Genomic DNA, 24753 nt, shown 5'->3' with positions numbered 1-24753 from the left:
CACCGGCGGTAACAGCCCCACCAGCCGCCCTTCTCCCAGAAGCTGTATCGCCTGGTGCATAAAAAAGCCGGGTGGCGGCTTCGCCTTACCCGGCCTACATTTCGCACGCGTAGGCCCGGTAAGCGCAGCACCACCGGGCAAAAAATCACAGCACCGGCGGTAACAGCCCCACCAGCCGCCCTTCTCCCAGAAGCTGTATCGCCTGGTGCATAAAAAAGCCGGGTGGCGGCTTCGCCTTACCCGGCCTACATTTCGCACGCGTTGGCCCGATAAGCGCAGCGCCACCGGGCAAAAATCACAGCACCGAAGGTAACAGCCCCACCAGCCGCCCTTCTTCCAGAAGCTGCATCGCCTGGCGCATAAAAAAGCCGGGTGGCGGCTTCGTCTTACCCGGCCTACATTTCGCACGCGTAGGCCCGGTAAGCGCAGCGCCACCGGGCAAAAAAATCACAGCACCGAAGGTAGCAGTCCTACAAGCCTTCCCTCTTCCAGAAGCTGCATCGCCTGGCGCATAAAAAAGCCGGGTGGCGGCTTCGCCTTACCCGGCCTACTTTTCTCACTCGTAGGCCCGGTAAGCGCAGCGCCACCGGGCAAAAATCACAGCACCGAAGGTAACAGCTCCACCAGCCGCCCTTCTTCCAGAAGCTGCATCGCCTTATCAATATCCGGCGCAAAGAAGCGGTCGTCATCGTAGTGCGTAACGTGTTCACGCAACGCATGACGCGCCTGCTCCAGCAGCGGGCTGGATTTTAGCCCTTCTCGCAGATCGATACCCTGACTTGCCGCCAGCCATTCCACCGCCAGCACGCCGCGGGTGTTGGAGGCCATTTCCCACAGACGACGCCCGGCAGCCGGTGCCATCGAAACGTGATCTTCCTGGTTCGCTGACGTTGGCAGGCTGTCCACGCTGTGCGGGTGCGACAGGGCTTTGTTCTCGCTTGCCAGCGCCGCCGCGGTGACCTGGGCAATCATAAAGCCCGAGTTGACCCCGCCGTTACGCACCAGGAACGGCGGCAGCTGGGACATATGTTTATCCATCATCAGCGCAATGCGGCGCTCGGACAACGCGCCGATTTCGGCAATCGCGAGGGCGATGTTATCCGCCGCCATCGCCACCGGCTCGGCGTGGAAGTTGCCCCCGGAAACCACCTCGTTTTCCTCGGCGAACACCAGCGGGTTATCGGACACCGCGTTGGCCTCCACCAGCAGGACCTCTGCCGCCTGACGTATCTGCGTCAGGCACGCGCCCATCACCTGCGGCTGGCAGCGCAGAGAATACGGATCCTGCACCTTCTCGCAGTTATGGTGTGACTCGGCAATTTCGCTGGTGTCGGTAAGCACGTGACGATACATCGCGGCGGCATCAATTTGCCCGCGCTGACCGCGCACCTCGTGGATGCGGGCATCGAACGGGCGACGCGAGCCCAGCACGGCTTCGGTGGTCAGCGCACCGCACACCACCGCTGAGGCAAACAGATCTTCCGCTTCAAACAGGCCGCGCAGCGCGAAAGCGGTCGATGCCTGCGTGCCGTTCAGCAGCGCCAGCCCCTCTTTCGCCGCCAGCGTGATCGGGTTTAACCCGGCTTTTTTCAGCGCCTCTTTCGCAGGAAGCCACTCGCCCTGCCAGCGCGCTTTGCCTTCGCCCAGCAGCAGCAGCGACATGTGCGCCAGCGGCGCAAGATCGCCGGATGCTCCAACAGAGCCTTTAGCCGGGATCCACGGATAGACTTCCGCATTGACCAGCGCCATCAGCGCCTGAATCACGCTCAGGCGAATGCCGGAGAAACCGCGCGCCAGGCTGTTGATTTTAAGGACCATCATCAGACGCACAATCTCATCATCCAGCGGCTGGCCGACGCCCGCCGCATGTGACAGCACCAGCGAACGCTGTAAGTTTTCCAGATCGTGCGTTGCGATGCGGGTCTGCGCCAGCAGCCCAAAGCCGGTGTTAATCCCGTAGGCGGTGCGCCCTTCGGCAACGATGGCCTCGACGCAGGCAACGCTATCATTAATGGCGGCGTGGGCCGTTGCATCCAGCGAAAGGGTGACCGGCTTGCGCCAGACGTTACGCAGCTGTTTGAGGGTCAGCGAGCCGGGAGTGAGTGTTAACGCGTTCATTAATGCTTTCCTTGTGTGGCAGGGATCATCGGCAGGTTAAGGCCCTGCTCTTTGGCACAGTCAATGGCAATCTCATAACCCGCATCCGCGTGACGCATCACGCCGGTGGCCGGGTCGTTGTGCAGCACGCGAGCGATACGCGCGGCGGCTTCATCGGTTCCGTCACAGACGATGACCATCCCGGAATGCTGGGAGAAGCCCATCCCCACGCCGCCGCCGTGGTGCAGCGATACCCAGGTCGCGCCGCTGGCGGTATTCAGCAGAGCGTTCAGCAATGGCCAGTCGGAGACCGCATCCGAGCCGTCGCGCATGGCTTCCGTTTCGCGGTTCGGGCTGGCAACGGAGCCGGAGTCCAGGTGGTCGCGGCCAATGACGATCGGCGCGGAAACTTCACCGCTGCGCACCATTTCGTTGAAGGCGAGGCCGAGTTTTTGACGCCACTCCAGCCCTACCCAGCAGATACGCGCCGGCAGGCCCTGGAAGTTAATGCGCTCGCGGGCCATGTCCAGCCAGCGATGCAGATGTTCGTCGTCGGCGACAATCTCTTTCACCTTCGCGTCGGTTTTGTAGATATCCTCCGGGTCACCGGACAGGGCCACCCAGCGGAACGGACCGATACCGCGGCAGAACAGCGGGCGAATATAAGCAGGAACGAATCCCGGGAAGTCGAACGCGTTATTCACGCCCATCTCTTTCGCCATCTGGCGGATGTTGTTGCCGTAATCAAAGGTCGGAATGCCCATCTGGCTAAAGGCCAGCATGGCGGAGACGTGTTCTGCCATGGAGCGTTTCGCAGCGAGTACCGTACCTTCCGGGTCGGTTTCCGCTTTTTGCTGATAGGCTTCCCACGTCCAGCCTTTTGGCAGGTAACCGTGCAGCGGGTCATGGGCGCTGGTCTGGTCGGTGACCAGATCCGGGCGCACGCCGCGGGCGACGAGCTGCGGGAGAATGTCCGCCGCGTTGCCGCACAGGGCAATCGACACCGCTTTGCCTTCGGAGGTGTATTTTTTAATGCGCGCCAGCGCATCGTCCAGATCGGTTGCATGTTCATCGACGTAGCGGGTGCGCAGACGGAAATCAATGCGGCTCTGCTGGCACTCAATGTTCAGCGAGCACGCGCCGGCGAGCGTGGCGGCCAGCGGCTGCGCGCCGCCCATGCCGCCGAGACCCGCGGTCAGCACCCAGCGGCCTTTGAGCGAGCCGTTATAGTGCTGGCGGCCGGCTTCGACGAAGGTCTCGTAGGTGCCCTGCACAATCCCCTGGCTGCCGATGTAGATCCAGCTACCCGCGGTCATCTGGCCATACATCGCCAGCCCTTTTGCGTCCAGCTCGTTGAAGTGTTCCCAGGTAGCCCAGTGCGGCACAAGGTTAGAGTTGGCGATCAGCACGCGCGGCGCGTTTTTGTGCGTTTTAAATACGCCCACCGGCTTGCCGGACTGCACCAGCAGGGTTTCGTCGTGTTCGAGTTCGGTCAGGGATTTTACAATTGCGTCATAGCATTCCCAGTTGCGCGCGGCGCGGCCTATGCCGCCGTAGACCACCAGCTCGTGGGGGTTCTCCGCTACCTCAGGATCAAGGTTGTTCATCAACATGCGCAGCGGTGCTTCGGTGAGCCAGCTTTTGGCGGTGAGAGTGGTGCCGCGCGCGGCGCGGACATCCTGCTGGCGGTATTTACCTGACGACATTGTGTGCTCCTCATACGGGACAGTGATGCATTTAGATATACTTGTATAGACAAGCACACACAAGGTCAGATTTAACAAAAAAGATACAATTTTGTTATATTGCGTTAGCTATCACGCTTTTAAAACTTATGACATAAAGTGGCCCTGCAGCCGGTAGCGGTTACCCGGGAAAAGCAGCCGGGCATGCGACACAATGTGCGACGAGGACCAGGTCCGACGGCGGATCAGCAGGCACGGATCGTGCTCTTTAATGCGCAGCCGCTCGCACTCCTGCGGCGTGGCGCGCACGGCCTCCACAATGTGCTCCCCTTCCGTCAGCGGTGCGACAAGCGAGAGATAGGCGTGCGGCGTGGTCTGGGTGTAATCCTGGTTCAGATAGTCCGGAATCCGTTCCGCGTTCACGCAGCGATCTTCAATCTGCACCGGAATGTCGTTCTCAAAATGCACCATCACGGAGTGGAAGATACGGCTGCCTTCTTTGACATTCAGCTCTACGGCCTGCTCGGCGCTGGCCTGGGTCTCTTCGAGCACCAGCACCTCACAGCGGTGCTGATGATTTCGCGAGGTTATCTCATCGGCAATACTGCGGATTTCAAACAGGGCAGATTGCCCTTTCGGTTCCGCCACAAACGTCCCCACGCCCTGCAGGCGCACCAGAAGCCCTTCGTCGGTCAGTTCGCGCAGCGCCCGGTTGACGGTCATCCGGCTAAAACCAAACTGCGCCACCAGCTCGGCCTCCGAGGGAATGCGGTCGTGCGGCCGCCAGACGCCGGTGGCGATTTTTTCGCTGATCGCCTGCTTCACCTTTTCGTAGAAAGGCGCGGGAGGGCTCGACTGCGGCAGAGGTGAGCGTGAAAACATCGTGACTCCTTGAATAGTGTTATGCCCACCAGTGAGCAATTTGCCAGGCCAGACGGGCGGCAAGCTTTGCGCCCTGTCCGTCCCGATCGTACTGCGGGTTAAACTCTACCAGATCGGCGGCCTGTAGCTTACCGCTGCGGCAGATTTGTTCGATAACCGGGAGAAGATCCAGCGCCGGTATGCCTAACGCGGCCGGTGCGGACACGGCAGGCATTTCGCTGGCGGGCAGGACGTCCAGATCGATCGTCAGATAGATACGATCGGCCTGCGCCAGCACCTTTTCCAGCGCGGATAGCGCATCGCGCCTGAAATGGAGATCTTCCACCAGCGTGACGTTCAGGCGTTCGGCCTCATCCCACAGCGCCAGCGTGTTCGCCGCCCGGCTCACGCCAAAGCAGGCGTACTGAAATTCCCGCCCGCGCTCATCGCAGTACTGCGCCAGCTGGCGAAACGGGGTGCCGGACGTCGCCCGGTCGGCCTTGCGCAGGTCAAGATGGGCATCAAGGTTGATCACCGCCACGCGCTCGTTAGGGAACGCATCCAGAACGCCCCGACCGTGCGCCCAGGCGGTTTCGTGCCCGCCGCCAAAGACCAGCGTGCGCATCCCGGACTGCTGGCAGGCCGTGACGGCATCGCTTAACGCCTGCTGCGCCGCTTCCAGCTCGTCACCTTTAACGTAAACCGAGCCCATATCCGCCAGCCGTTCGTGCCCCTGATGGCTTGCCATATTCGCCAGCGCTTTTCGCAGTATATCCGGTGCCTGCACGGCGCCGGGCCTGCCCTGATTGCGTTTAACCCCTTCATCACATTCAAAGCCTATCAGCGCGATGCCGGATGCAAGCGGCGTGAACTGTCCCTGCTGCTTTATCGTCTGGAAAATGCGCGTGGCATTGCTGGCCTCGGCGCTGTCGTCGCGCCCCTTCCAGACCGTTTCGGCTACCGGCCGCCATAACCTCATACTGCCTCCCCACGGAAAATACGTTGATACAGCGGATTGCGTCCCGGCTCGTAGACCATCTCAACCGGATGGCGAGCATCCCAGACGATAAAATCGGCGACAAACCCTGCCCTGAGCTGCCCGTGGGTTGCGCCACGGCCCAGCGCCTGCGCGGCATGCCGCGTGACGCCAGCCCAGGCTTCCTCAGGGGTCAGACCAAACTGGACGCAGGCCATGTTCATCGCCAGGTGTAGGCTGGCAAACGGGCTGGTGCCGGGGTTGTAGTCGGTCGCGACGGCCATCGGTACCCCCTGTTTTCTGAGCCGTTCAACCGGCGGACGCTGGCGCTCCTGAAGAAAATAGAACGCCCCCGGCAACAGGACGGCAACCGTGCCGCTTTCCGCCATCGCCTGAACGCCTGCGTCGTCGAGATACTCAATATGATCGGCGGAAAGCCCCTTATACTGGCTGACCAGCGCCGCGCCGCCCTGATTCGACAGCTGCTCGACATGCCCTTTCACCGGGATACCCAGCGCAGTCGCCGCCTGGAAGAGGCGCTCGGTTTGCGACGGGGTAAAGCCGACGTTTTCACAAAACACGTCTACTGCTTCATATAACTCTTTCTGCCACAGCGCGGGCAATATCTGCTCACAGACCAGCGTGAGATACGCATCGGGATCCTGCCGGTACTCCGGCGGAACCGCGTGCGCCGCCAGCAGCGTTGGGCTGATATCGATCGGATTATTGAGGCTCAGCTGGCGCGCGACCTGCAGCATCTTCTCTTCGGCCTCGGGGTTTAGACCGTATCCCGACTTGATTTCAACCGTCGTGACGCCTTCATTCATCAGCCGCTGAAGCCGCTGCTGCGCCAGCTGAAGCAGGGTTTCGGGGGAGCTGCTGCGCGTCGCCGTCACGGTAGCGTTAATCCCGCCCCCCTGGGCGCTGATGGTTTGATAAGAGACGCCGTTCAGACGCTGCTCCCACTCCGCCGCGCGATCGCCGCCAAACACCAGGTGGGTATGGCAGTCAATCAGGCCAGGCGTGACCAGACGCCCCTGGAGATCGACACAGTGAGGGTGTCCGGCAGGAACGTCAGATTCAGGTATCACGGCCAGAAGGGTGTGGCCGCGCACGACCAGGGCATGTTGCTCTTTCAGTCCATAAGGCGCAGATACGTCCGGCGCCATCGTAGCCAGTCGCGCATTTCGCCATATTACATCGTCGGGATGAATCTGCTGCATGGGCATTCCACTTGTCATGGGTTGTATAGACATTTATTTTCATCTGTTGTCTGCTGTCAACCGACTTTGTGGAAAATGTTATTTATTTGTGATCACTTACCTGCCGCCCCGGGGTTAAAAATGCAACTTTTACCCTTTTTATCTTCCCGTTTCGCTCAACTTAGTATAAAAAAGCAGGCTATTTCGTCTATCCCGTAAAGACTTGCATACCCAGGAGCTTCACCTTGAACATTTCCAGGATTTCCCGTCTGGCGTTAGCACTCGCCTTTGGCGTGACCTTATCCGCATGCAGTTCAACTCCACCGGATCAGCGACCTTCTGAGCAGGCTGCGCCCGGTACCGCCTCCCGCCCGATTTTGTCCGCTGATGAAGCGAAGAACTTCGACCGCGCGCACTACTTCTCAGCGATGGATCCTAACGCTGCGCCGTGGACACCGTCGTCTATTAACCTGCCTAAACAGCCTGACTTCGTGGTTGGCCCGGCGGGTGCGCAGGGCGTAACGCATACCTCTATTCAGGCTGCGGTTGATGCTGCCATCACTAAACACAGCGCGTCTCGCCAGTACATCGCGATCCTGCCAGGTGAATATGAAGGCACCGTGTATGTTCCGGCGGCCCCAGGCAGCATTACGCTTTACGGTCTGGGCGAAAAAGCGGTCGACGTAAAAATTGGCCTGGCGATTGATTCCGAAATCGACAGCAACACCTGGCGTCACCTGGTGAACCCGGCCGGTAAATATATGCCGGGTAAACCGGCGTGGTACATGTTTGATAACTGCCAGAGCAAGCGTTCCGCCACCATTGGCGTGATGTGCTCCGCGGTATTCTGGTCCCAGAATAACGGTCTGCAGCTGCAGAACCTGACCATTCAGAATACCCTGGGCGACAGCGTTGATGCCGGTAACCACCAGGCCGTTGCGCTGCGTAGCGATGGCGACCAGGTGCAGATTAACAACGTCAACATTCTGGGCCGTCAGAACACCTTCTTCGTGACCAACAGCGGCGTGCAGAACACCCTGCAGAATAACCGCCTGACCCGTACCCTGGTGACCAACAGCTACGTTGAAGGTGACGTGGATCTGGTGTCCGGCCGCGGCGCGGTGGTATTTGATAACACCGATTTCCGCGTGGTGAATTCACGTACTCAGCAGGAAGGCTACGTGTTTGCTCCGGCAACCCAGTCTAACCTCTTCTACGGCTTCCTGGCCGTGAACAGCCGCTTTAACGCTGCCGGTGACGGCGTGGCGCAGCTGGGACGTTCCCTGGACGTGGACTCTGCGACTAACGGCCAGGTCGTGATCCGCGACAGCGTGATCAACGAAGGCTTCAACATGACGAAGCCGTGGGCTGATGCCGCGATCTCCAAGCGTCCGTTCTCCGGCAATACCGGTACGGTGGATGATAAAGGAAACGTGCAGCGCAACCTGAACGACGCTAACTTCAACCGCATGTGGGAATACAACAACCGCGGTCTGGGTAGCAAAGTGGTTGCTGAGCCGAAGCAGTAAGCTGTTTTGCCGGGTGGCGGCTTCGCCTTACCCGGCCTACAGAGATAAAAAAACCTCGCATGTGCGAGGTTTTTTGCTTTAAGCCGCTTAGTGAGCGTTTACCACGACCCACATTGGCCCCTGGCCGACGGCGTAACGTCCTTTCTCTTCCAGCAGCCCCTGCTCGCCTTTAATTTCATACAGCGCGATGTGGTGGGATTTCTGCCCCGCCGCAATCAGGTATTTACCGCTGTGATCGATATTAAAGCCGCGCGGCTGGGTTTCCGTTGGCTGGAACCCTTCAATCGCCAGCACGCTGCCGTCTTCAGAAACGCTGAAGACGGTAATCAGGCTGGAAGTGCGGTCACAGGCGTACAGATGGCGGCCATTTGGCGTAATGTGGATATCCGCCGCCCAGCGGGTATCGGAGAAGTCAGACGGCATCATATCCAGCGTCTGCACGCACTCAATCTGGCCGTTAGGATCTTTCAGCTCCCAGACGTCCACAGAGCTGTTCAGCTCATTGACCACGTAGGCGTACTGCTGGTTCGGATGGAAAACCATATGACGCGGACCCGCGCCTTCAACGGTAGTCACTTCGGCAGGATGCTGCGCCACCAGGTGACCATCGTCGCTCAGGGTGAACAGGCAGATACGATCCTGCTTCAGCGCAGGCACCCACAGCGTGCGGTTATCCGGCGTGATATTCGCCGAGTGGCAGCCTTCAAGCCCTTCCACCACATCCACGGTGTCGACCGGAATGCCATTTTCCAGACGCGTTACGCTGACGCAGCCCGCGTTATACGAGCCGCTGAAGACAAAGTTGCCTTTACGATCGGTAGAGATATGGGTTGGGCTGCCCGGCAGTGGTGCTTCGGCAGTGTACGTCAGCGCGCCATCGTCCGGAGAAATGCGATAGGCCAGCACGCGGAACTCCGGGCGCACACCCACGTACAAGAAACGTTTATCCGGGCTGATGACCATCGGCTGCACCTGGCCTGGCACATCAACAACCTGAACCAGCGTGAGTGTCCCTTCGGTATTTAAACGCCAGACGTGGATCTGCTGGCTTTCAGGACTGGCGGTATAAACGGTTTGTTTCATGAATATTCACTCCTCACTGCGCATGAAAGTAGTTAACTTTTGACGGTGAATGCTGAATTGTCGACAGGAATTTTGAAGCGTTCGCCTCTCGGTGTACCATCCCATCAAAACGTAAATTCAATATTAACCCGGGAAAACAGATGACCTCGCGTGTGATTGCTCTGGATTTAGACGGTACCTTACTAACGCCGCAAAAAACCCTTCTCCCCTCCTCCCTTGAGGCGCTTAAACGCGCGCAGGAAGTGGGATATCAACTCCTTATCGTAACGGGTCGACATCACGTTGCCATTCACCCTTTTTATCAGGCACTGGCGTTAGATACACCTGCAATTTGTTGTAATGGCACTTATTTGTATGATTATCAGGCAAAAAAGGTTTTAGCATCCGACCCGCTGCCGGTTCCCCAGGCGCTGCAACTGATTGATCTGCTGGATGAGCATGCCGTTCACGGCCTGATGTACGTGGACAACGCGATGGTGTACGAGCGCCCTACTGGCCATGTAGTACGCACCAGCAACTGGGCGTTGTCCCTGCCTGAAGCGCAGCGTCCGGTCTTTACCCAGGTTTCCTCCCTGCGTCAGGCCGCCCAGGACGTTGAGGCTATCTGGAAATTCGCCCTGACGGATGAAGACACCGCCAAACTGAACACCTTCGCAAAACACGTGGAGCAGACGCTGGGTCTGGAGTGCGAATGGTCCTGGCATGACCAGGTAGATATTGCCCGCAAAGGCAACAGCAAAGGCAAACGTCTGACGCAGTTTGTGGAATCAAAAGGCTGGTCGATGCAGGATGTTGTCGCCTTTGGTGATAACTACAACGACATCAGCATGCTGGAAGCCGCCGGTACCGGCGTGGCGATGGGCAATGCCGACGACGCGGTCAAAGCCCGCGCCAACGTGGTGATTGGCGACAACACCACCGACAGCATCGCGCAGTACATTTATACCCACCTGCTGTAATCAGGCGGTGATCGAGACGCTCTTAATTTGCGCGTAAAGCCACAGGCCGGGTTTGATCCCTAACTCATCCCTGGCCCACGGGCTGATGCGCGCCCAGAGCGTCCTGCTGCCCACTTCAAGCTTCACTTCCACCTGCCCGTTATCATCAAAACACTCCGCGACTTTGGCGCGCAGAATATTTCGAATACTGGTTTGCAGCGGCGGCTGCAGCACCAGCGATACGTCCGACGCCTGGATACGAATTCGCAGCGCGGACTGCAACGGTTTGTCGATCTTATTGACCCAAAGATGCTGGTCACCCAGCGCCAGGGCGGTCATCGCGTAGTGTGGATGGTGTTCCAGAACGCTCACTTTCAGGATGCTGCTCTGCTGTTCCCGGGGTAACCACGGGTGCATTACGCTGCTGCCCCACACCTCTTCCAGGTTACCAAACGCCTTAACGCTGCCCTCTTCCAGCACCAGCACCTTGTCGGCCAGATGGAGGATCTCATCCAGCGAATGGCTGACGTAGAGCATCGGAATATTAATTTCGCGCGTCAGGCGCTGTAGATAAGGCAGAAGCTCGCGTTTACGCGGAATATCGAGCGAGGCCAGCGGTTCGTCGAGCAGCAGCAGCTCCGGTGCGGTCAACAACGCGCGGCCAATGGCCACACGCTGTTTTTCTCCGCCGGAGAGCGAGGATGGCAGCCTGTCGAGCAGGGGTTCAATGCCTAACAGCGCCACCAGCTTATCAAACTGCCCGGCCATACTTTTCGCCATGCCGTAGCGCAGGTTGCCGCGCACGCTGTAGTGCGGGAACAGGCGCGCGTCCTGGAAAACATAGCCGATGCGGCGTTTATCCGGCGAGAGGTAAACCTTATTCTCCACGTCATTCAGGACGCGGTCATTCAGGACAATACGGCCTGACTGCGGGCGGGTCAGGCCGCTGATGGCATTAATCAGCGACGTTTTTCCCGCTCCCGACACGCCAAAGATGGCGGTAATACCGCTTGCAGGCAGCGTCTCGTTAAGCGTCAGGGTATGGTTTCCCAGGGTCTGGGTGAAATGGAGTTCCAGCATGCTTATTTCCCCATCCGCTCGCGGCTAAGCCGCGCCAGCCATTCAGACACCATTAGCGATGCCAGCGCCAGCACGATTGAAATAATACATAGCCGCGCCGCCGCGCCTTCACCGCCCGGCGTTTGAATCAGAGTGTACATTGCCGAGGGGATGGTTCGCGTCTCGCCGGGGATGTTCGACACAAAGGTGATCGTCGCGCCAAACTCGCCCAGCGAGCGGGCGAAGGCCAGCACCGTACCAACAATAATGCCGGGTAGCGTCAGGGGGAGCGTGATGGTGAAAAAGACGCGCCAGCGCCCTGCGCCCAGCGTGCGGGCCGCCTGTTCGAGCTTTATGTCCACGCCTTCCAGCGCGAGGCGTATCGCCCTTACCATCAGCGGGAATGACATCACCGCCGCCGCCAGTACCGCACCGCGCCAGCTAAACGCAAACGTCAGTCCAAACCAGTCGTAGAGCTTCTCGCCGATAAAACCGCGTCGCCCCATCGAAATCAGCAGCAGGTAGCCGACCACCACGGGCGGCAAAACGAGCGGAAGATGAAGCACGCTGTCGAGCAGCGTTTTGCCGGGAAACTGGCAGCGAACCAGTAGCCAGGCAAAGAAGATCCCAAAGGGCAAACTCAGCGCAACCGCCAGGGAAGAGACTTTAAGGCTCAGCAGAACAGCCTGCCATTCAGGATCGGTCAATATCATCAGTGAGTCGTAAATCCATAGCGTTTAAAGATTGCGGACGCTTCCGGGCCCTTCAGGTAATCGCGGAAGGCCGTCACGGTCGCATTTTTATGCCCATCAACAATCGCAACAGGATATTCCACTTTCTTGTGGGAGTCTTCCGGGAACGTTGCGACCACTTTTACACCTTTACTGGCAACGGCATCAGAGCCATACACAATGCCCAGCGGGGCTTCGTTGCGCTCAACCAGCGCCAGCGCGCCGCGTACGTCTTCCGCCGGGGCCAGCTTCGGTGACAATGTCTCCCATGCGCCCAGCTTTTGCAGCGCTTCTTTGGCGTAAATCCCGGCCGGAACGTGCTCCGGATCGCCCACCGCCAGACGGCCACCGTTCAGCAGGCTCGTCCAGTTGGTCTCTTTATTGATGGTGATGTCCGCCTGCGCGCTGGCTTTTGGCGCCACAACAACCAGGTTATTGCCCAGCAGCGTTTCGCGGGTTGTCGCATCAATCGATTTCTTCTCCGCCGCGTAATCCATCCACTTCTGGTCAGCCGAAATGAACAGATCCGCCGGTGCGCCCGCTTCTATCTGGCGCGCCAGCGTCGAGGAAGAGGCAAACGAGGAGACCACCTCGACGTTTTTCTCTTTTTTATACGCCGCCGCGATATCCTGCATTGCATTGGTCAGCGACGCCGCCGCAAAGACCGTGATTTTACCCTCGTCTGCCAGCGCGTGTCCGGTAAGTGAAAGCGTCAGCGTTGCCCCTGCGAAAAGGCGTACCCATGTACGTGCCATTTGTAACTCCTGTGAGTAGCGTTATATACATATTAATATAACGGTAACGTCAGGGAGATCCCAGCGTTTAATCGTACCGCTGAAGGGGTAAATCAGTGTGATGCGTTAAATATTATCGGCGAAAGTGAGGAAATCTTGAGAGCAAAACGCCCGGACTTGCCGGGCGTTTTGTGGGGAATCAATGCTGCTTTTTAGCCTGGTCTCTGTGACCAATGTTCGAAAAGACGTTGAACACTTCACCCAGGCCGTAGATGGCACCGAGGATGATGGCCATCACTACTGGTACCATGATCACGGCGAATACCAGACTTTTCAACAACTCTAACATGGTTTTCTCCAGATATTGTGAACGGTTTATTCTACCCTTTCAGGTGAGAAAATCATCCCCTTTTGTGCGGTACCCTTTGCGCCCTGCCCCATTTAGGCCACAATACTCTTTTTGCCAGGACACTGTTATGCAGGCCGAAATTCTCCTCACTCTACGACTTCAGCAAAAGCTTTTCGCCGATCCGCGACGTATCGCCCTGCTTAAACAAATAGAACAAACGGGCTCGATTAGCCAGGGGGCGAAAAACGCGGGCATTAGCTACAAAAGTGCCTGGGACGCCATTAACGAAATGAACACCCTGAGCGAACAACCGCTGGTGGACAGAGCCACGGGCGGCAAAGGCGGCGGCGGAGCCATCGTGACGCGCTATGGCCAGCGTCTTATTCAGCTTTACGATCTGCTGGCACAGATCCAGCAAAAAGCGTTTGACGTGTTGAGCGACGACGATAACGTTCCGCTGGACAGTTTGCTGGCCGCCATTTCCCGCTTCTCGTTACAAACCAGCGCCCGCAACCAGTGGTTTGGAACGGTGACGGCGCGCGATAATCTCCAGGTACAGCAGCATATTGAGATCCTGCTTGCCGATGGCACCACCCGTCTGAAAGCCGCAATCACGGCGCAGAGCGCAGAGCGCCTTGAGCTGGATGAAGGTAAAGAGGTGCTGGTGCTGCTGAAAGCACCGTGGGTCAATATCACGCGCGATCCCGACGCGGCAAAGGCAGCCGATAACCAGCTACAGGGTGCAATCAGCCATATTGAACGCGGCCAGGCGCAGTGCGAAGTGCTGATGACCCTGGCAGACGGGCAACCGCTTTGCGCGACGATACCGCTTAGCGAAGCGGACGGTTTAGAAGAAGGTACTGTGGTCACCGCCTGGTTCAACGCAGACAGGGTGATTATCGCCACATTGTGCTGAGCGCATTGACAATCGCGCCGACAGTGCGTATCCCTGATATCTATTGCTGCAAAAACAGGGATAAATCATGTCATCATTGCATATTTCGCAAGGCACGTTTCGTCTTAGCGATATCCGAACGCTGGCGATTGCTGATTTGACGATACGCGCGGGTGAAAGCTGGGCGTTTGTCGGCACTAACGGCAGCGGTAAATCCGCGCTGGCCCGCGCGCTGGCCGGCGAGCTCACCCTCCTTAAGGGGGAATATCAAAATGACTTTACGCGCCTGACGCGCCTGTCATTTGAACAGCTGCAAAAGCTGGTAAGCGACGAGTGGCAGCGCAACAACACCGATTTACTCAGCCCTGGCGAAGAAGATACCGGCCGCACGACGGCGGAAATTATTCAGGATGAGGTGAAAGATCCCGCCCGCTGTCAGCGCCTGGCAGAACGGTTCGGCATCACCGCCCTGCTGAACCGGCGCTTTAAATACCTTTCTACCGGCGAGACGCGGAAGACGCTGCTTTGTCAGGCGCTGATGAGCGAGCCCGAGCTGCTTATCCTCGACGAACCGTTCGACGGCCTTGACGTGCAGTCCCGTGCGCAGCTGGCGTCCCTGCTGGAGTCGCTTAACCAGCAGGGCTATACCCTGGTGCTGGTGCTTAACCGCTTCGATGAAATTCCGGATTTTATCCAGCATGCAGGCGTACTGGCTGACTGTAACCTGACCGAGACCGGTGAAAAAACAGCGCTGCTCAAGCAGGCGCTCATCGCCCAGCTCGCGCACAGTGAACAACTCGACGGTATTACCCTTCCGGAACCTGACGCCCCTTCAGCCCGCCATGCGCTCGATCCCCACCAGCCGCGCATAGTGCTGCGCGATGGGATAGTCTCTTATGACGATCGCCCGATCCTTAACCGTCTAAGCTGGACGGTTAATCCTGGCGAGCACTGGCAGATTGTCGGCCCTAACGGCGCGGGAAAATCCACGCTGCTGAGCCTGATAACCGGCGATCACCCGCAGGGCTATAGCAACGATCTGACGCTGTTTGGTCGGCGTCGCGGCAGCGGCGAAACCATCTGGGATATTAAAAAACATATCGGCTACGTCAGCAGCAGCCTGCATCTGGATTATCGGGTCAGTACCACGGTTCGCAACGCGATCCTTTCCGGCTATTTTGATTCCATCGGCATTTATCAGGCGGTGTCGGATAAACAGCACAAGCTGGTCCAGCAGTGGCTGGATATCCTGGGCATGGACAACCGGGTCGCTGACGCGCCGTTTCACAGCCTGTCGTGGGGGCAGCAGCGTCTGGCCCTGATCGTTCGCGCGCTGGTGAAACATCCTACGCTGCTCATTCTGGATGAACCGCTTCAGGGGCTGGATCCGTTAAACCGACAGCTTATCCGCCGCTTTGTGGACGTGCTGATTAGCGAAGGTGAAACGCAGCTGCTGTTTGTTTCACATCATGCCGAAGATGCCCCCTCCTGCATCACGCATCGCCTGGAATTTGTTCCGGACGGTGAGGGCTATCGCTACCTTCTCAGCAACGTCGATTAACCGTGGAGGGCTCTGCCCTCCTCTTTTTCAGATAACTTGCATCAATACATCGCTATCTCTTTGATCTAGAATGCTCGGAGTCATTGCAAAAGCGAGTGTGAAAACGAGTGTAAACGATTCCACTATTTTATCCCATGTCACACTTTTCGCGACTCTGTTATGCTATGGTTATTACATACCATAAGCCCAATGGAGCGAAATATGCGAGTTCTGGTAACAGGTGGTAGCGGTTACATAGGTAGTCATACCTGCGTGCAACTGCTGCAAAACGGTCACGACGTCATCATCCTCGACAACCTGTGCAACAGTAAGCGCAGCGTACTGCCTGTGATTGAACGTCTCGGCGGTAAACAACCTACTTTCGTAGAAGGCGACATCCGCAACGAAGCGCTGATGACCGAGATCCTTCACGACCACGCCATCGAAGCGGTGATCCACTTCGCGGGTCTGAAAGCGGTCGGTGAATCCGTTGCGAAACCGCTCGAGTATTACGACAACAACGTCAACGGTACCCTGCGTCTCATCTCCGCCATGCGTGCGGCCAACGTCAAAAACTTTATCTTTAGCTCCTCCGCCACCGTCTACGGCGATCAGCCAAAAATCCCTTACGTTGAAAGCTTCCCGACCGGTACACCGCAAAGCCCGTACGGCAAAAGCAAGCTGATGGTGGAGCAGATCCTGACCGACCTGCAAAAAGCACAGCCGGAGTGGAGCATCGCGCTGCTGCGCTACTTCAACCCGGTCGGCGCGCATCCGTCTGGAGACATGGGTGAAGATCCGCAGGGCATCCCGAACAACCTGATGCCGTATATCGCCCAGGTTGCCGTAGGCCGCCGCGACTCGCTGGCGATTTTTGGCAATGACTACCCTACCGAAGACGGCACCGGCGTACGCGACTACATCCACGTGATGGATCTGGCCGACGGCCACGTGGCCGCGATGCAGCAGCTGGCCAACAAGCCGGGCGTGCATATTTACAACCTCGGCGCCGGGGTTGGCAGCAGCGTGCTGGACGTGGTTAACGCCTTCAGCAAAGCCTGCGGCAAGCCGGTGAGCTACCACTTCGCCCCGCGTCGTGATGGCGACCTGCCTGCTTACTGGGCCGATGCCACCAAAGCCGACAAAGAGCTTAACTGGCGTGTGACGCGCACGCTTGATGAAATGGCACAGGATACCTGGCACTGGCAGTCACGCCACCCGCAAGGCTATCCGGACTAAGGATCCGTCATGACGCAATTTAATCCCGTCGATCATCCGCATCGTCGTTTTAACCCGTTAAGCGGGCAATGGATTTTGGTTTCTCCGCATCGCGCCAAGCGCCCCTGGCAGGGGGCGCAGGAGACGCCTGCAAAACAAACGCTGCCACAGCACGACCCGGACTGCTTCCTCTGCCCGGGCAACACGCGCGTAACGGGCGATAAAAACCCGGACTACAAAGGCACCTTCGTCTTCACCAACGATTTTGCCGCCCTGATGTCCGACACCCCGGACGCGCCCGAAAGCCACGATCCGCTGATGCGCTGCGAAAGCGCGCGCGGAACCAGCCGCGTGATCTGCTTCTCGCCCGATCACAGCAAAACGCTGCCGGAGCTGAGCGTGGACGCGCTGAAAGAGGTCGTCAGCACCTGGCAGGCGCAGACCGCAGAGCTGGGGCAGAGCTATCCGTGGGTGCAGGTGTTCGAAAACAAAGGTGCGGCCATGGGCTGCTCTAACCCGCACCCGCACGGCCAGGTCTGGGCGAACAGCTTCCTGCCTAACGAAGCCGAGCGCGAGGACCGTCTGCAGAAAGCGTATTACGCGGAAAACGGTTCGCCGATGCTGGTGGATTACACCCAGCGTGAGCTGGCCGACGGCAGCCGCACCGTGGTGGAAACCGAACACTGGCTGGCCGTTGTCCCTTACTGGGCTGCCTGGCCGTTTGAAACGCTGCTGCTGCCGAAAGCGCACGTGCAGCGCATTACCGATCTCAGCGACGCGCAGCGCGACGACCTTGCGCTGGCGCTGAAAAAGTTGACCAGCCGTTACGACAATCTTTTCCAGTGCTCCTTCCCGTACTCCATGGGCTGGCACGGCGCCCCGTTTAACGGCGAAGAGAATCAACACTGGCAGCTGCACGCCCATTTCTATCCGCCGCTGCTGCGCTCTGCGACGGTGCGTAAATTTATGGTGGGCTATGAAATGCTGGCGGAAACCCAGCGTGACCTGACGGCGGAACAGGCGGCAGAGCGTCTGCGTGCCGTTAGCGACGTCCACTATCGCGAATCAGGAGTCTAAAAAATGAGTCTGAAAGATAAAACACAATCCCTGTTTGCTGAGAAATTTGGCTACCCTGCCACCCACGTTATCCAGGCACCAGGTCGCGTTAACCTGATCGGTGAACACACCGACTATAACGACGGTTTCGTGCTGCCGTGCGCCATCGATTACCAGACCGTCATCAGCTGCGCAAAGCGCGACGACCGTAAGGTTCGCGTAATTGCGGCGGATTACGGCAATGAGACGGACGAGTTTTCCCTCGATGCCCCGATTGTGACGCACGATAGCCAGCAGTGGTCTAACTACGTGCGCGGCGTGGTGAAACACCTTCAGAAGCGTAACAAGAACTTTGGCGGCGCGGATTTAGTAATCAGCGGCAACGTGCCGCAGGGTGCGGGCTTAAGCTCCTCTGCGTCTCTGGAAGTCGCCGTGGGTACCGTGTTCCAGCAGCTTTATCACCTGCCGCTGGACGGCGCGCAAATTGCGCTGAACGGCCAGGAAGCAGAAAACCAGTTCGTGGGCTGTAACTGCGGCATTATGGACCAGCTGATCTCCGCGCTGGGCAAAAAAGAGCACGCGCTGCTGATCGACTGCCGTTCACTTGGCACCAAAGCCGTTCCTCTGCCGAAGGGCGCGGCTGTGGTTATCGTCAACAGCAACTTTAAGCGCACGCTGGTGGGCAGCGAATACAACACCCGCCGCCAACAGTGCGAAACGGGCGCTCGCTTTTTCCAGCAGCCAGCCCTGCGCGACGTGACGCTCAATGAGTTCAATAAGGTGGCACACGAGCTTGATCCGGTCGTCGCCAAACGCGTTCGCCACGTGCTGACGGAAAATGCCCGTACCGTTGAAGCCGCGTCCGCGCTGGCAAAAGGCGACCTGAAACGTATGGGTGAGCTGATGGCGGAATCCCACGCCTCCATGCGCGATGATTTTGAAATCACCGTTCCGCAGATCGACACCCTGGTGGACATCGTCAAGGCCACCATCGGCGACAAAGGCGGCGTGCGCATGACGGGCGGCGGTTTTGGCGGCTGTATCGTTGCGCTGGTGCCTGAAGAGCTGGTTCCTGCCGTACAGGACGCCGTTGCTAAGCAGTACGAAGCAAAAACGGGTATCAAAGAAACCTTCTATGTTTGCAAAGCATCACAAGGAGCCGGACAGTGCTAAACGAAACGCCTACTCTTGCACCGGATGGTCTGCCGTATCGCCTGTTAACCCTGCGCAACAGCGCGGGGATGGTCGTTACGGTGATGGACTGGGGGGCAACCCTTCTTTCTGCCCGCGTACCGATGCCGGACGGCAGCGTGCGCGAGACCCTGCTCGGCTGCGCCTCGCCTGAGCAGTACGTCAATCAGTCCGCCTATCTGGGCGCGTCCGTTGGGCGCTATGCTAACCGCATCGCGAAGAGCCGTTTTGAGCTCGACGGCGTGCAGTATCCCCTGCTTCCAAGCCAGGGTGAGAACCAGCTGCACGGCGGACCGAACGGGTTTGATAAGCGCCGCTGGAAGATTGTTCGTCAAAACGACGGGGAAGCGCTGTTCTCGCTGGATTCGCCTGATGGCGATCAGGGCTTCCCCGGAAACCTTACCGCGTTCGCGCGCTTTACGCTGACCGACGACAACCGTATCGCCATTGAATACCGTGCGACGATCGACAGGCCGTGTCCGGTCAACCTGACCAATCACGCGTACTTTAATCTGGACGGTAACCAGTGCGACGTGCGTAACCACAAGCTGCAGATCCTGGCGGATACGTATCTGCCGGTTGACGAAATGGGCATTCCGCATCAGGGCCTCAAAGACGTGAGCGGCACCAGCTTTGACTTCCGCAGCGCGAAATCCATCGCCCAGGATTTCCTGAGCGATGACGATCAGCGTAAGGTGAAAGGATACGATCACGCTTTCCTGCTGCAGGCAAAAGGCGATGTGAAACAACCTGCCGCGCAGGTCTGGTCTGCGGATGAAAAACTGCAGATGACGGTTTATACCACTGCCCCTGCCCTGCAGTTTTACTCAGGCAACTACCTCGGCGGCACGACGGCGCGCGAACACGATGAGTACAGCGACTGGCAAGGCCTGGCGCTGGAGAGCGAGTTCCTGCCGGACAGCCCGAACCATCCGGAATGGCTACAGCCGGACTGCGTGCTGCGCCCGGGTGAAGAGTACGTGAGCGTCACCGAGTATCATTTCACTCCGCGCGCTTAACGCCCGGTGGCGCTACGCTTGCACGGGCCTACGATTCCTTGCCCGATAAGCGAAGCGCCATCCGGCAAAAAAAGTCAGCCCTCACAACGAGGGCTTTTTTCTGCGCGCTTTGCTGAAAATAGCGCCGATTGCAGACAAAATCATAACCATGGATTCACAAGCATCTTACACTCAGAGACTATTTTCGCTATGGTTAGGGTTAAGCGTTGCTGGTGGCACGGCCACGGCAATATAATGAGAATTGTTATCATTCTAAAAATGCTTGAGGAGTAAGAGATGGCTATTACTAAGCTGGTTCTGGTGCGTCACGGCGAAAGCCAGTGGAACAACGAAAACCGCTTTACCGGTTGGTACGACGTTGATCTGTCTGAGAAAGGCGTAAGCGAAGCAAAAGCAGCAGGTAAACTGCTGAAGGAAGAAGGCTTCAGCTTTGATTTTGCTTACACCTCTGTGCTGAAACGTGCTATCCACACCCTGTGGAACGTGCTGGACGAACTGGATCAGGCCTGGCTGCCGGTTGAGAAGTCCTGGAAACTGAACGAACGTCACTACGGTGCGCTGCAGGGCCTGAACAAAGCGGAAACCGCTGAGAAATATGGCGACGAGCAGGTAAAACAGTGGCGTCGCGGCTTCGCAATCACCCCACCAGAGCTGACCAAAGATGACGAGCGCTACCCGGGCCACGACCCGCGTTACGCGAAGCTGACCGACGCTGAGCTGCCAACCACCGAGAGCCTGGCGCTGACCATCGACCGCGTTGTGCCTTACTGGAACGAAACCATTCTGCCACGCCTGAAAAGCGGCGAGCGCGTGATCATCGCTGCTCACGGTAACTCCCTGCGCGCGCTGGTGAAATACCTGGACAACATGGGTGAAGACGAAATCCTCGAACTGAACATCCCAACTGGCGTACCGCTGGTGTATGAGTTCGACGAAAACTTCAAGCCAATCAAACACTACTATCTGGGTAACGCAGAAGAGATCGCGGCGAAAGCAGCGGCTGTCGCGAACCAGGGTAAAGCGAAGTAATTTTCGCCAGGCATAAAAAAAGCGCGGAGCCTTCCGCGCTTTTTTATTTCTGCATTCGAATTAACCGCGACGCGCTTTTACCGCATTCGCCAGCTGACGCAGGATGGTATCGGTATCGTCCCAGCCAATGCAGGCATCGGTGACGCTTTTGCCATACACCAGCGGTTCGCTGCCTTCCAGGTTCTGGTTACCTTCAACCAGATGGCTTTCGATCATCACCCCAATCACCGCTTTCTCACCGCCGGCAATCTGCTGACAGACGTCTGCACCCACTTCCATCTGCTTTTTGAACTGCTTGCTGGAGTTGGCATGGCTGAAATCGATCATCACCTGCGGTGGCAGCCCGGCTTTTTCCAGCCCGACCTTCACTTCCGCGACATGTTTTGCGCTGTAGTTTGGCTCTTTGCCGCCGCGCAGAATGATATGGCAGTCGCCGTTCCCGCTGGTGTTAACGATGGCGGAATGACCCCATTTGGTCACCGACAGGAAGCAGTGCGGCGCGCCCGCTGCGTTGATAGCATCAATAGCTACCTTCATCGTGCCGTCAGTGCCGTTTTTGAAACCCACCGGGCAAGAGAGACCGGACGCCAGCTCGCGGTGAACCTGAGATTCTGTTGTGCGGGCACCAATTGCGCCCCAGCTCATCAGGTCTGCCAGGTATTGTGGCGTAATCATGTCCAGGAACTCACCGGCCGCAGGCAGGCCGCTGTCGTTGATCTCCAGCAGCAGCTTGCGCGCAATGCGCAGACCGTCGTTGATCTGGAAGCTGTTATCCATATGCGGATCGTTAATCAGCCCTTTCCAACCCACGGTGGTGCGCGGTTTTTCAAAATAGACGCGCATCACGATTTCCAGCTCGTCCTTCAGCTCTTCACGAAGGGTGAGCAGACGGGCGGCGTACTCTTTCGCGGCTGCAGGATCGTGAATGGAGCACGGACCAATCACCACCAGAAGACGATCGTCATTACCTTTCAGGATCTTATGGATCGCTTTACGAGCATGAGAAACCGTGTTTGCGGCATTTTCAGTGGCGGGGAATTTCTCAAGGAGCGCTACAGGAGGTAATAACTCATTGATCTCTTTAATGCGTAAATCGTCGTTCTGATAATTCATTTTCTTTCCAGCTCTGCCATATCTTTAGTAATGAAAGCAATCCTTTCAATCTATCTTGTCGACCAGGAAGTGTAAACACGGTTTTACACTTCACGCAGATAATTCCTGGAATTCGCCTAAAAATCGCCACAAAATAGCGAAAAATGAGATCTAACCTAAGCTTTTTAACTGTAACAACCAATTTTACACGCTTAAACGCGATTCCCTACTGACGTAAGTCCGTAAGGCGGAATCTTTCGCCTCTGAAAAAGATGCACTGTTGGAGAATGTTATCCAGCGTAACGACAAGAACAGGAGCACTATGATGAAAATGACAAAACTGGCAACCCTCTTCCTGACCGCCACACTCACTCTGGCCAGCGGCAGCGTCCTGGCCGCGGAAACGGGCACATCAGACAGCAACGGGGATGCGAATGCGGCTGCGGCAGCAGGCCAGCCCGCCCCAGATGCGAAACAGAATATTGCCCCGAATAATGTCGACAACAGCCAGATCAATACCGGTAACACCAACACCGGCGGCACGATGCTGCACCCCAACGACAGCGGTTCCGGCACCATGAATCATGACAATATGAGTTCGGATGAGGTTCATAAGAACTCGATGTGTAAGGACGGCAAATGCCCGGATCCTAATGACAAAGTCGGAAACGACGCGAATACCAAAACCGACGGCACGACCCAGTAACGGGTTGTGATCGGAAAGAAAAAGGAGAGCTCTGGCTCTCCTTTCTTTTTGGAGTAACCTATTAAAAACGCTACACTAAAAACAATAACACATCAGGAAAGCAGACATGGCGCACTCCCATTCCCACTCGCACACTCCCGGCAACGACAACGCTAAACGACTGATGCTGGCCTTTGGCGTCACGGCAACGTTTATGGTTATCGAGGTCATTGGCGGCCTGATTTCCGGCTCTCTGGCGCTTCTGGCCGATGCCGGACACATGCTGACCGATGCCGCAGCGCTGCTCTTCGCCCTGCTGGCGGTACAGTTTGCGCGTCGTCCTCCGAATGCGCGCCATACCTTCGGCTGGCTGCGGCTGACAACCCTTGCCGCGTTTGTTAACGCCATTGCGCTGGTGGTCATTACCGTTCTTATCGTCTGGGAGGCCGTACAGCGTTTCAGACACCCGCAGCCGATCGCCGGGGCGACAATGATGGTGATTGCCGTGGCGGGGCTGCTGGCAAATATCCTGGCCTTCTGGATTTTGCACCGCGGCAGCGGGGAAAAGAACCTCAACGTACGCGCCGCGGCTCTGCATGTTCTGGGTGATTTGCTCGGCTCGGTCGGGGCGATTGTCGCCGCGCTGGTGATTCTCTACACCGGCTGGACGCCTGTCGATCCGATTCTGTCCGTGCTGGTGTCGTGTCTGGTCTTGCGCAGCGCCTGGCGGCTGCTGAAGGAGAGCGTGAATGAACTGCTTGAAGGGGCACCGGCATCAATGGATATTGACGAGCTGAAGCGCAACCTGCGTCGTTCAGTCCCGGAAGTACGCAATGTTCATCATGTTCACGTCTGGCTGGTGGGGGAAAAACCGGTCATGACGCTGCACGTTCAGGTGATCCCGCCTCACGACCACGATGCGCTGCTTGAACGCATCCAGCATTTTCTTGAACATCACTACGAAATTGGCCACGTCACTATCCAGATGGAGTATCAGCCCTGTAACGGGCCGGACTGCCACCTTAACGAGGCGCAGTCCGGACATTCACATCATCATCACCACTAGCTGGAAAGCGCGTGAGAACCTCGCTCACGCGCGCTTTTAATCCACATCCGGCTGCCGTTCAGCGCGATGAAGGTCAGCAGCAGATATTCCAGCGACATCGCATAGACGCCCTGCAGGGCGAAGATGGCCACGCTAATGACGTTGATGATGACCCACAGCAGCCAGTTTTCAACGTATTTACGGGTCATCAGGATCATCGCCGCAATCGACAGCACCATCATGCAGGAATCCCAGAACGGGAAGGCATCCGGCTGGAGGACAGGCATCGTCACGTTCAGGCCGAAACCGGACATGACCGAAACGGCAACGCGGGTCAGGAACGCAAACACCGGGTTGATATAGACGGTCATTAAGCCAATGGCGACCACGCAGGCGACAAACCAGGCGATGGCTTTCGGCAAGGGCAGCCAGCGGATCTGCAGCTCTGCCTCCTGCTGGCTGTTCTGGCGCGACCACGCGTACCAGCCGTAGATATTGGCGGCGAAGAAGAACAGCTGTAAAAGCAGGCTGGCGTACAGCTGGATCTGGAAGAAGATAATCGCAAACAGCGTGACGTTAACGAGCCCGAACGCATAGTTGCTAATCTTCTCCAGGCTGGCGAGCCAGATACAGAGTAACCCCGCCAGCGTGCCAACGGCCTCAATCCATGACAGGTCATAGCCACCTGCACCAATCGGTATATGAACCAGAATGTTCTGCGTGCTAAAAAAATCCATCT

General features: G+C 57.7%; 23 protein-coding genes. 11 read left to right on the top strand and 12 right to left on the bottom strand.

The annotated features are described in order from the left end of the window. Positions 1–597: 597 nt before the first annotated feature. The 5 genes from hutH to hutI all read right to left on the bottom strand — a co-directional run bounded on the left by hutH (position 598) and on the right by hutI (position 6842). Entirely contained in the window at positions 598–2118 is a 1521-nt protein-coding gene (gene hutH, locus AB8846_RS06155; RefSeq protein WP_370732304.1) for a histidine ammonia-lyase, read from the bottom strand. After that, positions 2118–3803: a urocanate hydratase gene (hutU, locus tag AB8846_RS06150; protein ID WP_370732303.1), complete on the bottom strand. Its 1686-nt coding sequence runs from the start codon at positions 3801–3803 to the stop codon at positions 2118–2120. Before hutU ends, hutH begins: the two co-directional genes overlap by 1 nt. Before the next feature lie 126 nt (positions 3804–3929). Further along, entirely contained in the window at positions 3930–4664 is a 735-nt protein-coding gene (locus AB8846_RS06145) for a histidine utilization repressor (RefSeq protein WP_024908773.1), read from the bottom strand. A 19-nt stretch (positions 4665–4683) separates the two neighbouring features. Beyond that, complete coding sequence (gene hutG / locus AB8846_RS06140) at positions 4684–5622, bottom strand: formimidoylglutamase (RefSeq protein WP_370732301.1); 939 nt, start codon at positions 5620–5622, stop codon at positions 4684–4686. Then, on the bottom strand, positions 5619–6842 hold the full coding sequence (hutI, locus tag AB8846_RS06135) for an imidazolonepropionase (RefSeq protein ID WP_370732300.1): 1224 nt from the start codon (positions 6840–6842) through the stop codon (positions 5619–5621). The genes hutG and hutI overlap by 4 nt, the downstream gene beginning before the upstream one ends. A gap of 224 nt (positions 6843–7066) precedes the next feature. Between hutI and AB8846_RS06130 the strand changes: the two genes are divergently transcribed. Next, the gene (locus AB8846_RS06130; protein ID WP_370732299.1) at positions 7067–8350 is read left to right on the top strand and encodes a putative acyl-CoA thioester hydrolase; all 1284 of its coding nucleotides are present in this window, start codon (positions 7067–7069) and stop codon (positions 8348–8350) included. Between the two features lie 87 nt (positions 8351–8437). On the opposite strand, the gene pgl is transcribed toward AB8846_RS06130, so the two are convergent. Next, positions 8438–9433, bottom strand: a complete 996-nt coding sequence (pgl, locus tag AB8846_RS06125) for a 6-phosphogluconolactonase (RefSeq protein WP_370732298.1) — start codon at positions 9431–9433, stop codon at positions 8438–8440. 140 nt (positions 9434–9573) lie between these two features. Here pgl and AB8846_RS06120 point away from each other — a divergent pair, with 140 nt between their 5' ends. Continuing rightward, positions 9574–10392 (top strand): pyridoxal phosphatase, encoded by an 819-nt coding sequence (locus AB8846_RS06120; RefSeq protein ID WP_159513679.1) that lies wholly within the window; start codon positions 9574–9576, stop codon positions 10390–10392. On the opposite strand, the gene modC is transcribed toward AB8846_RS06120, so the two are convergent. The 4 genes from modC to AB8846_RS06100 all read right to left on the bottom strand — a co-directional run bounded on the left by modC (position 10393) and on the right by AB8846_RS06100 (position 13244). Next, positions 10393–11451: a molybdenum ABC transporter ATP-binding protein ModC gene (modC, locus tag AB8846_RS06115; RefSeq protein WP_063143133.1), complete on the bottom strand. Its 1059-nt coding sequence runs from the start codon at positions 11449–11451 to the stop codon at positions 10393–10395. Positions 11452–11453: 2 nt separating this feature from the next. Then, positions 11454–12143, bottom strand: a complete 690-nt coding sequence (modB, locus tag AB8846_RS06110; protein WP_032649484.1) for a molybdate ABC transporter permease subunit — start codon at positions 12141–12143, stop codon at positions 11454–11456. After that, on the bottom strand, positions 12143–12916 hold the full coding sequence (gene modA / locus AB8846_RS06105) for a molybdate ABC transporter substrate-binding protein (RefSeq protein ID WP_370732297.1): 774 nt from the start codon (positions 12914–12916) through the stop codon (positions 12143–12145). Before modA ends, modB begins: the two co-directional genes overlap by 1 nt. A 178-nt stretch (positions 12917–13094) precedes the next feature. Further along, a complete protein-coding gene (locus AB8846_RS06100) occupies positions 13095–13244 on the bottom strand; it encodes an AcrZ family multidrug efflux pump-associated protein (protein WP_008501118.1) in 150 nt (49 codons plus the stop codon). 127 nt (positions 13245–13371) lie between these two features. On the opposite strand from AB8846_RS06100, the gene modE reads away from it, so the two are divergent. The 7 genes from modE (at position 13372) to gpmA (ending at position 21192) form a co-directional block, all read left to right on the top strand. Continuing rightward, the gene (gene modE, locus AB8846_RS06095; protein ID WP_370732296.1) at positions 13372–14160 is read left to right on the top strand and encodes a molybdenum-dependent transcriptional regulator; all 789 of its coding nucleotides are present in this window, start codon (positions 13372–13374) and stop codon (positions 14158–14160) included. A 67-nt stretch (positions 14161–14227) separates the two neighbouring features. Beyond that, complete coding sequence (gene modF, locus AB8846_RS06090) at positions 14228–15700, top strand: molybdate ABC transporter ATP-binding protein ModF (RefSeq protein WP_370732295.1); 1473 nt, start codon at positions 14228–14230, stop codon at positions 15698–15700. A 201-nt stretch (positions 15701–15901) separates the two neighbouring features. Next, positions 15902–16918: a UDP-glucose 4-epimerase GalE gene (gene galE / locus AB8846_RS06085; RefSeq protein WP_024908784.1), complete on the top strand. Its 1017-nt coding sequence runs from the start codon at positions 15902–15904 to the stop codon at positions 16916–16918. Between the two features lie 9 nt (positions 16919–16927). Beyond that, positions 16928–17974 (top strand): galactose-1-phosphate uridylyltransferase, encoded by a 1047-nt coding sequence (galT, locus tag AB8846_RS06080; protein ID WP_370732294.1) that lies wholly within the window; start codon positions 16928–16930, stop codon positions 17972–17974. Positions 17975–17977: 3 nt separating this feature from the next. After that, positions 17978–19126: a galactokinase gene (gene galK, locus AB8846_RS06075; RefSeq protein WP_029739550.1), complete on the top strand. Its 1149-nt coding sequence runs from the start codon at positions 17978–17980 to the stop codon at positions 19124–19126. Then, positions 19120–20163 carry a galactose-1-epimerase gene (gene galM, locus AB8846_RS06070; protein ID WP_370732293.1) on the top strand — a complete coding sequence of 348 codons (1044 nt, stop codon included), beginning with the start codon at positions 19120–19122 and terminating at the stop codon, positions 20161–20163. Before galK ends, galM begins: the two co-directional genes overlap by 7 nt. Before the next feature lie 276 nt (positions 20164–20439). Continuing rightward, positions 20440–21192 carry a 2,3-diphosphoglycerate-dependent phosphoglycerate mutase gene (gpmA, locus tag AB8846_RS06065; protein ID WP_023310804.1) on the top strand — a complete coding sequence of 251 codons (753 nt, stop codon included), beginning with the start codon at positions 20440–20442 and terminating at the stop codon, positions 21190–21192. A 60-nt stretch (positions 21193–21252) separates the two neighbouring features. Here gpmA and aroG read toward each other — a convergent pair whose 3' ends face one another. Beyond that, a complete protein-coding gene (aroG, locus tag AB8846_RS06060) occupies positions 21253–22305 on the bottom strand; it encodes a 3-deoxy-7-phosphoheptulonate synthase AroG (RefSeq protein WP_063143140.1) in 1053 nt (350 codons plus the stop codon). 304 nt (positions 22306–22609) lie between these two features. Here aroG and AB8846_RS06055 point away from each other — a divergent pair, with 304 nt between their 5' ends. Then, on the top strand, positions 22610–22990 hold the full coding sequence (locus tag AB8846_RS06055) for a protein YbgS (RefSeq protein WP_331412983.1): 381 nt from the start codon (positions 22610–22612) through the stop codon (positions 22988–22990). Positions 22991–23096: 106 nt separating this feature from the next. Continuing rightward, complete coding sequence (gene zitB, locus AB8846_RS06050) at positions 23097–24035, top strand: CDF family zinc transporter ZitB (RefSeq protein WP_370732292.1); 939 nt, start codon at positions 23097–23099, stop codon at positions 24033–24035. On the opposite strand, the gene pnuC is transcribed toward zitB, so the two are convergent. Continuing rightward, positions 24032–24751, bottom strand: coding sequence for a nicotinamide riboside transporter PnuC (pnuC, locus tag AB8846_RS06045; protein WP_331412985.1), 720 nt, complete (start codon positions 24749–24751; stop codon positions 24032–24034). The genes zitB and pnuC overlap by 4 nt on opposite strands. Positions 24752–24753 lie beyond the last annotated feature (2 nt).

It is taken from the genome of Enterobacter sp. KB-221C9, assembly GCF_041320715.1.
Classification (GTDB): Bacteria; Pseudomonadota; Gammaproteobacteria; order Enterobacterales; family Enterobacteriaceae; genus Enterobacter; species Enterobacter asburiae_D.
This window is presented reverse-complemented; position numbering and strand designations above follow the sequence as displayed.

What these genes read in the sequence shown, in the direction of transcription:
- hutU (WP_370732303.1), bottom strand. Translation starts at nt 3,803, where the DNA reads ATGTCGTCAGGTAAATACCGCCAGCAGGATGTCCGCGCCGCGCGCGGC.
- pnuC (WP_331412985.1), bottom strand. Translation starts at nt 24,751, where the DNA reads ATGGATTTTTTTAGCACGCAGAACATTCTGGTTCATATACCGATTGGT.
- modA (WP_370732297.1), bottom strand. Translation starts at nt 12,916, where the DNA reads ATGGCACGTACATGGGTACGCCTTTTCGCAGGGGCAACGCTGACGCTT.
- hutG (WP_370732301.1), bottom strand. Translation starts at nt 5,622, where the DNA reads ATGAGGTTATGGCGGCCGGTAGCCGAAACGGTCTGGAAGGGGCGCGAC.
- galE (WP_024908784.1), top strand. Translation starts at nt 15,902, where the DNA reads ATGCGAGTTCTGGTAACAGGTGGTAGCGGTTACATAGGTAGTCATACC.
- AB8846_RS06055 (WP_331412983.1), top strand. Translation starts at nt 22,610, where the DNA reads ATGAAAATGACAAAACTGGCAACCCTCTTCCTGACCGCCACACTCACT.
- gpmA (WP_023310804.1), top strand. Translation starts at nt 20,440, where the DNA reads ATGGCTATTACTAAGCTGGTTCTGGTGCGTCACGGCGAAAGCCAGTGG.
- modB (WP_032649484.1), bottom strand. Translation starts at nt 12,143, where the DNA reads ATGATATTGACCGATCCTGAATGGCAGGCTGTTCTGCTGAGCCTTAAA.
- AB8846_RS06120 (WP_159513679.1), top strand. Translation starts at nt 9,574, where the DNA reads ATGACCTCGCGTGTGATTGCTCTGGATTTAGACGGTACCTTACTAACG.
- hutH (WP_370732304.1), bottom strand. Translation starts at nt 2,118, where the DNA reads ATGAACGCGTTAACACTCACTCCCGGCTCGCTGACCCTCAAACAGCTG.
- galT (WP_370732294.1), top strand. Translation starts at nt 16,928, where the DNA reads ATGACGCAATTTAATCCCGTCGATCATCCGCATCGTCGTTTTAACCCG.
- AB8846_RS06145 (WP_024908773.1), bottom strand. Translation starts at nt 4,664, where the DNA reads ATGTTTTCACGCTCACCTCTGCCGCAGTCGAGCCCTCCCGCGCCTTTC.
- galK (WP_029739550.1), top strand. Translation starts at nt 17,978, where the DNA reads ATGAGTCTGAAAGATAAAACACAATCCCTGTTTGCTGAGAAATTTGGC.
- pgl (WP_370732298.1), bottom strand. Translation starts at nt 9,433, where the DNA reads ATGAAACAAACCGTTTATACCGCCAGTCCTGAAAGCCAGCAGATCCAC.
- hutI (WP_370732300.1), bottom strand. Translation starts at nt 6,842, where the DNA reads ATGCAGCAGATTCATCCCGACGATGTAATATGGCGAAATGCGCGACTG.
- aroG (WP_063143140.1), bottom strand. Translation starts at nt 22,305, where the DNA reads ATGAATTATCAGAACGACGATTTACGCATTAAAGAGATCAATGAGTTA.
- modE (WP_370732296.1), top strand. Translation starts at nt 13,372, where the DNA reads ATGCAGGCCGAAATTCTCCTCACTCTACGACTTCAGCAAAAGCTTTTC.
- AB8846_RS06100 (WP_008501118.1), bottom strand. Translation starts at nt 13,244, where the DNA reads ATGTTAGAGTTGTTGAAAAGTCTGGTATTCGCCGTGATCATGGTACCA.
- modF (WP_370732295.1), top strand. Translation starts at nt 14,228, where the DNA reads ATGTCATCATTGCATATTTCGCAAGGCACGTTTCGTCTTAGCGATATC.
- zitB (WP_370732292.1), top strand. Translation starts at nt 23,097, where the DNA reads ATGGCGCACTCCCATTCCCACTCGCACACTCCCGGCAACGACAACGCT.
- modC (WP_063143133.1), bottom strand. Translation starts at nt 11,451, where the DNA reads ATGCTGGAACTCCATTTCACCCAGACCCTGGGAAACCATACCCTGACG.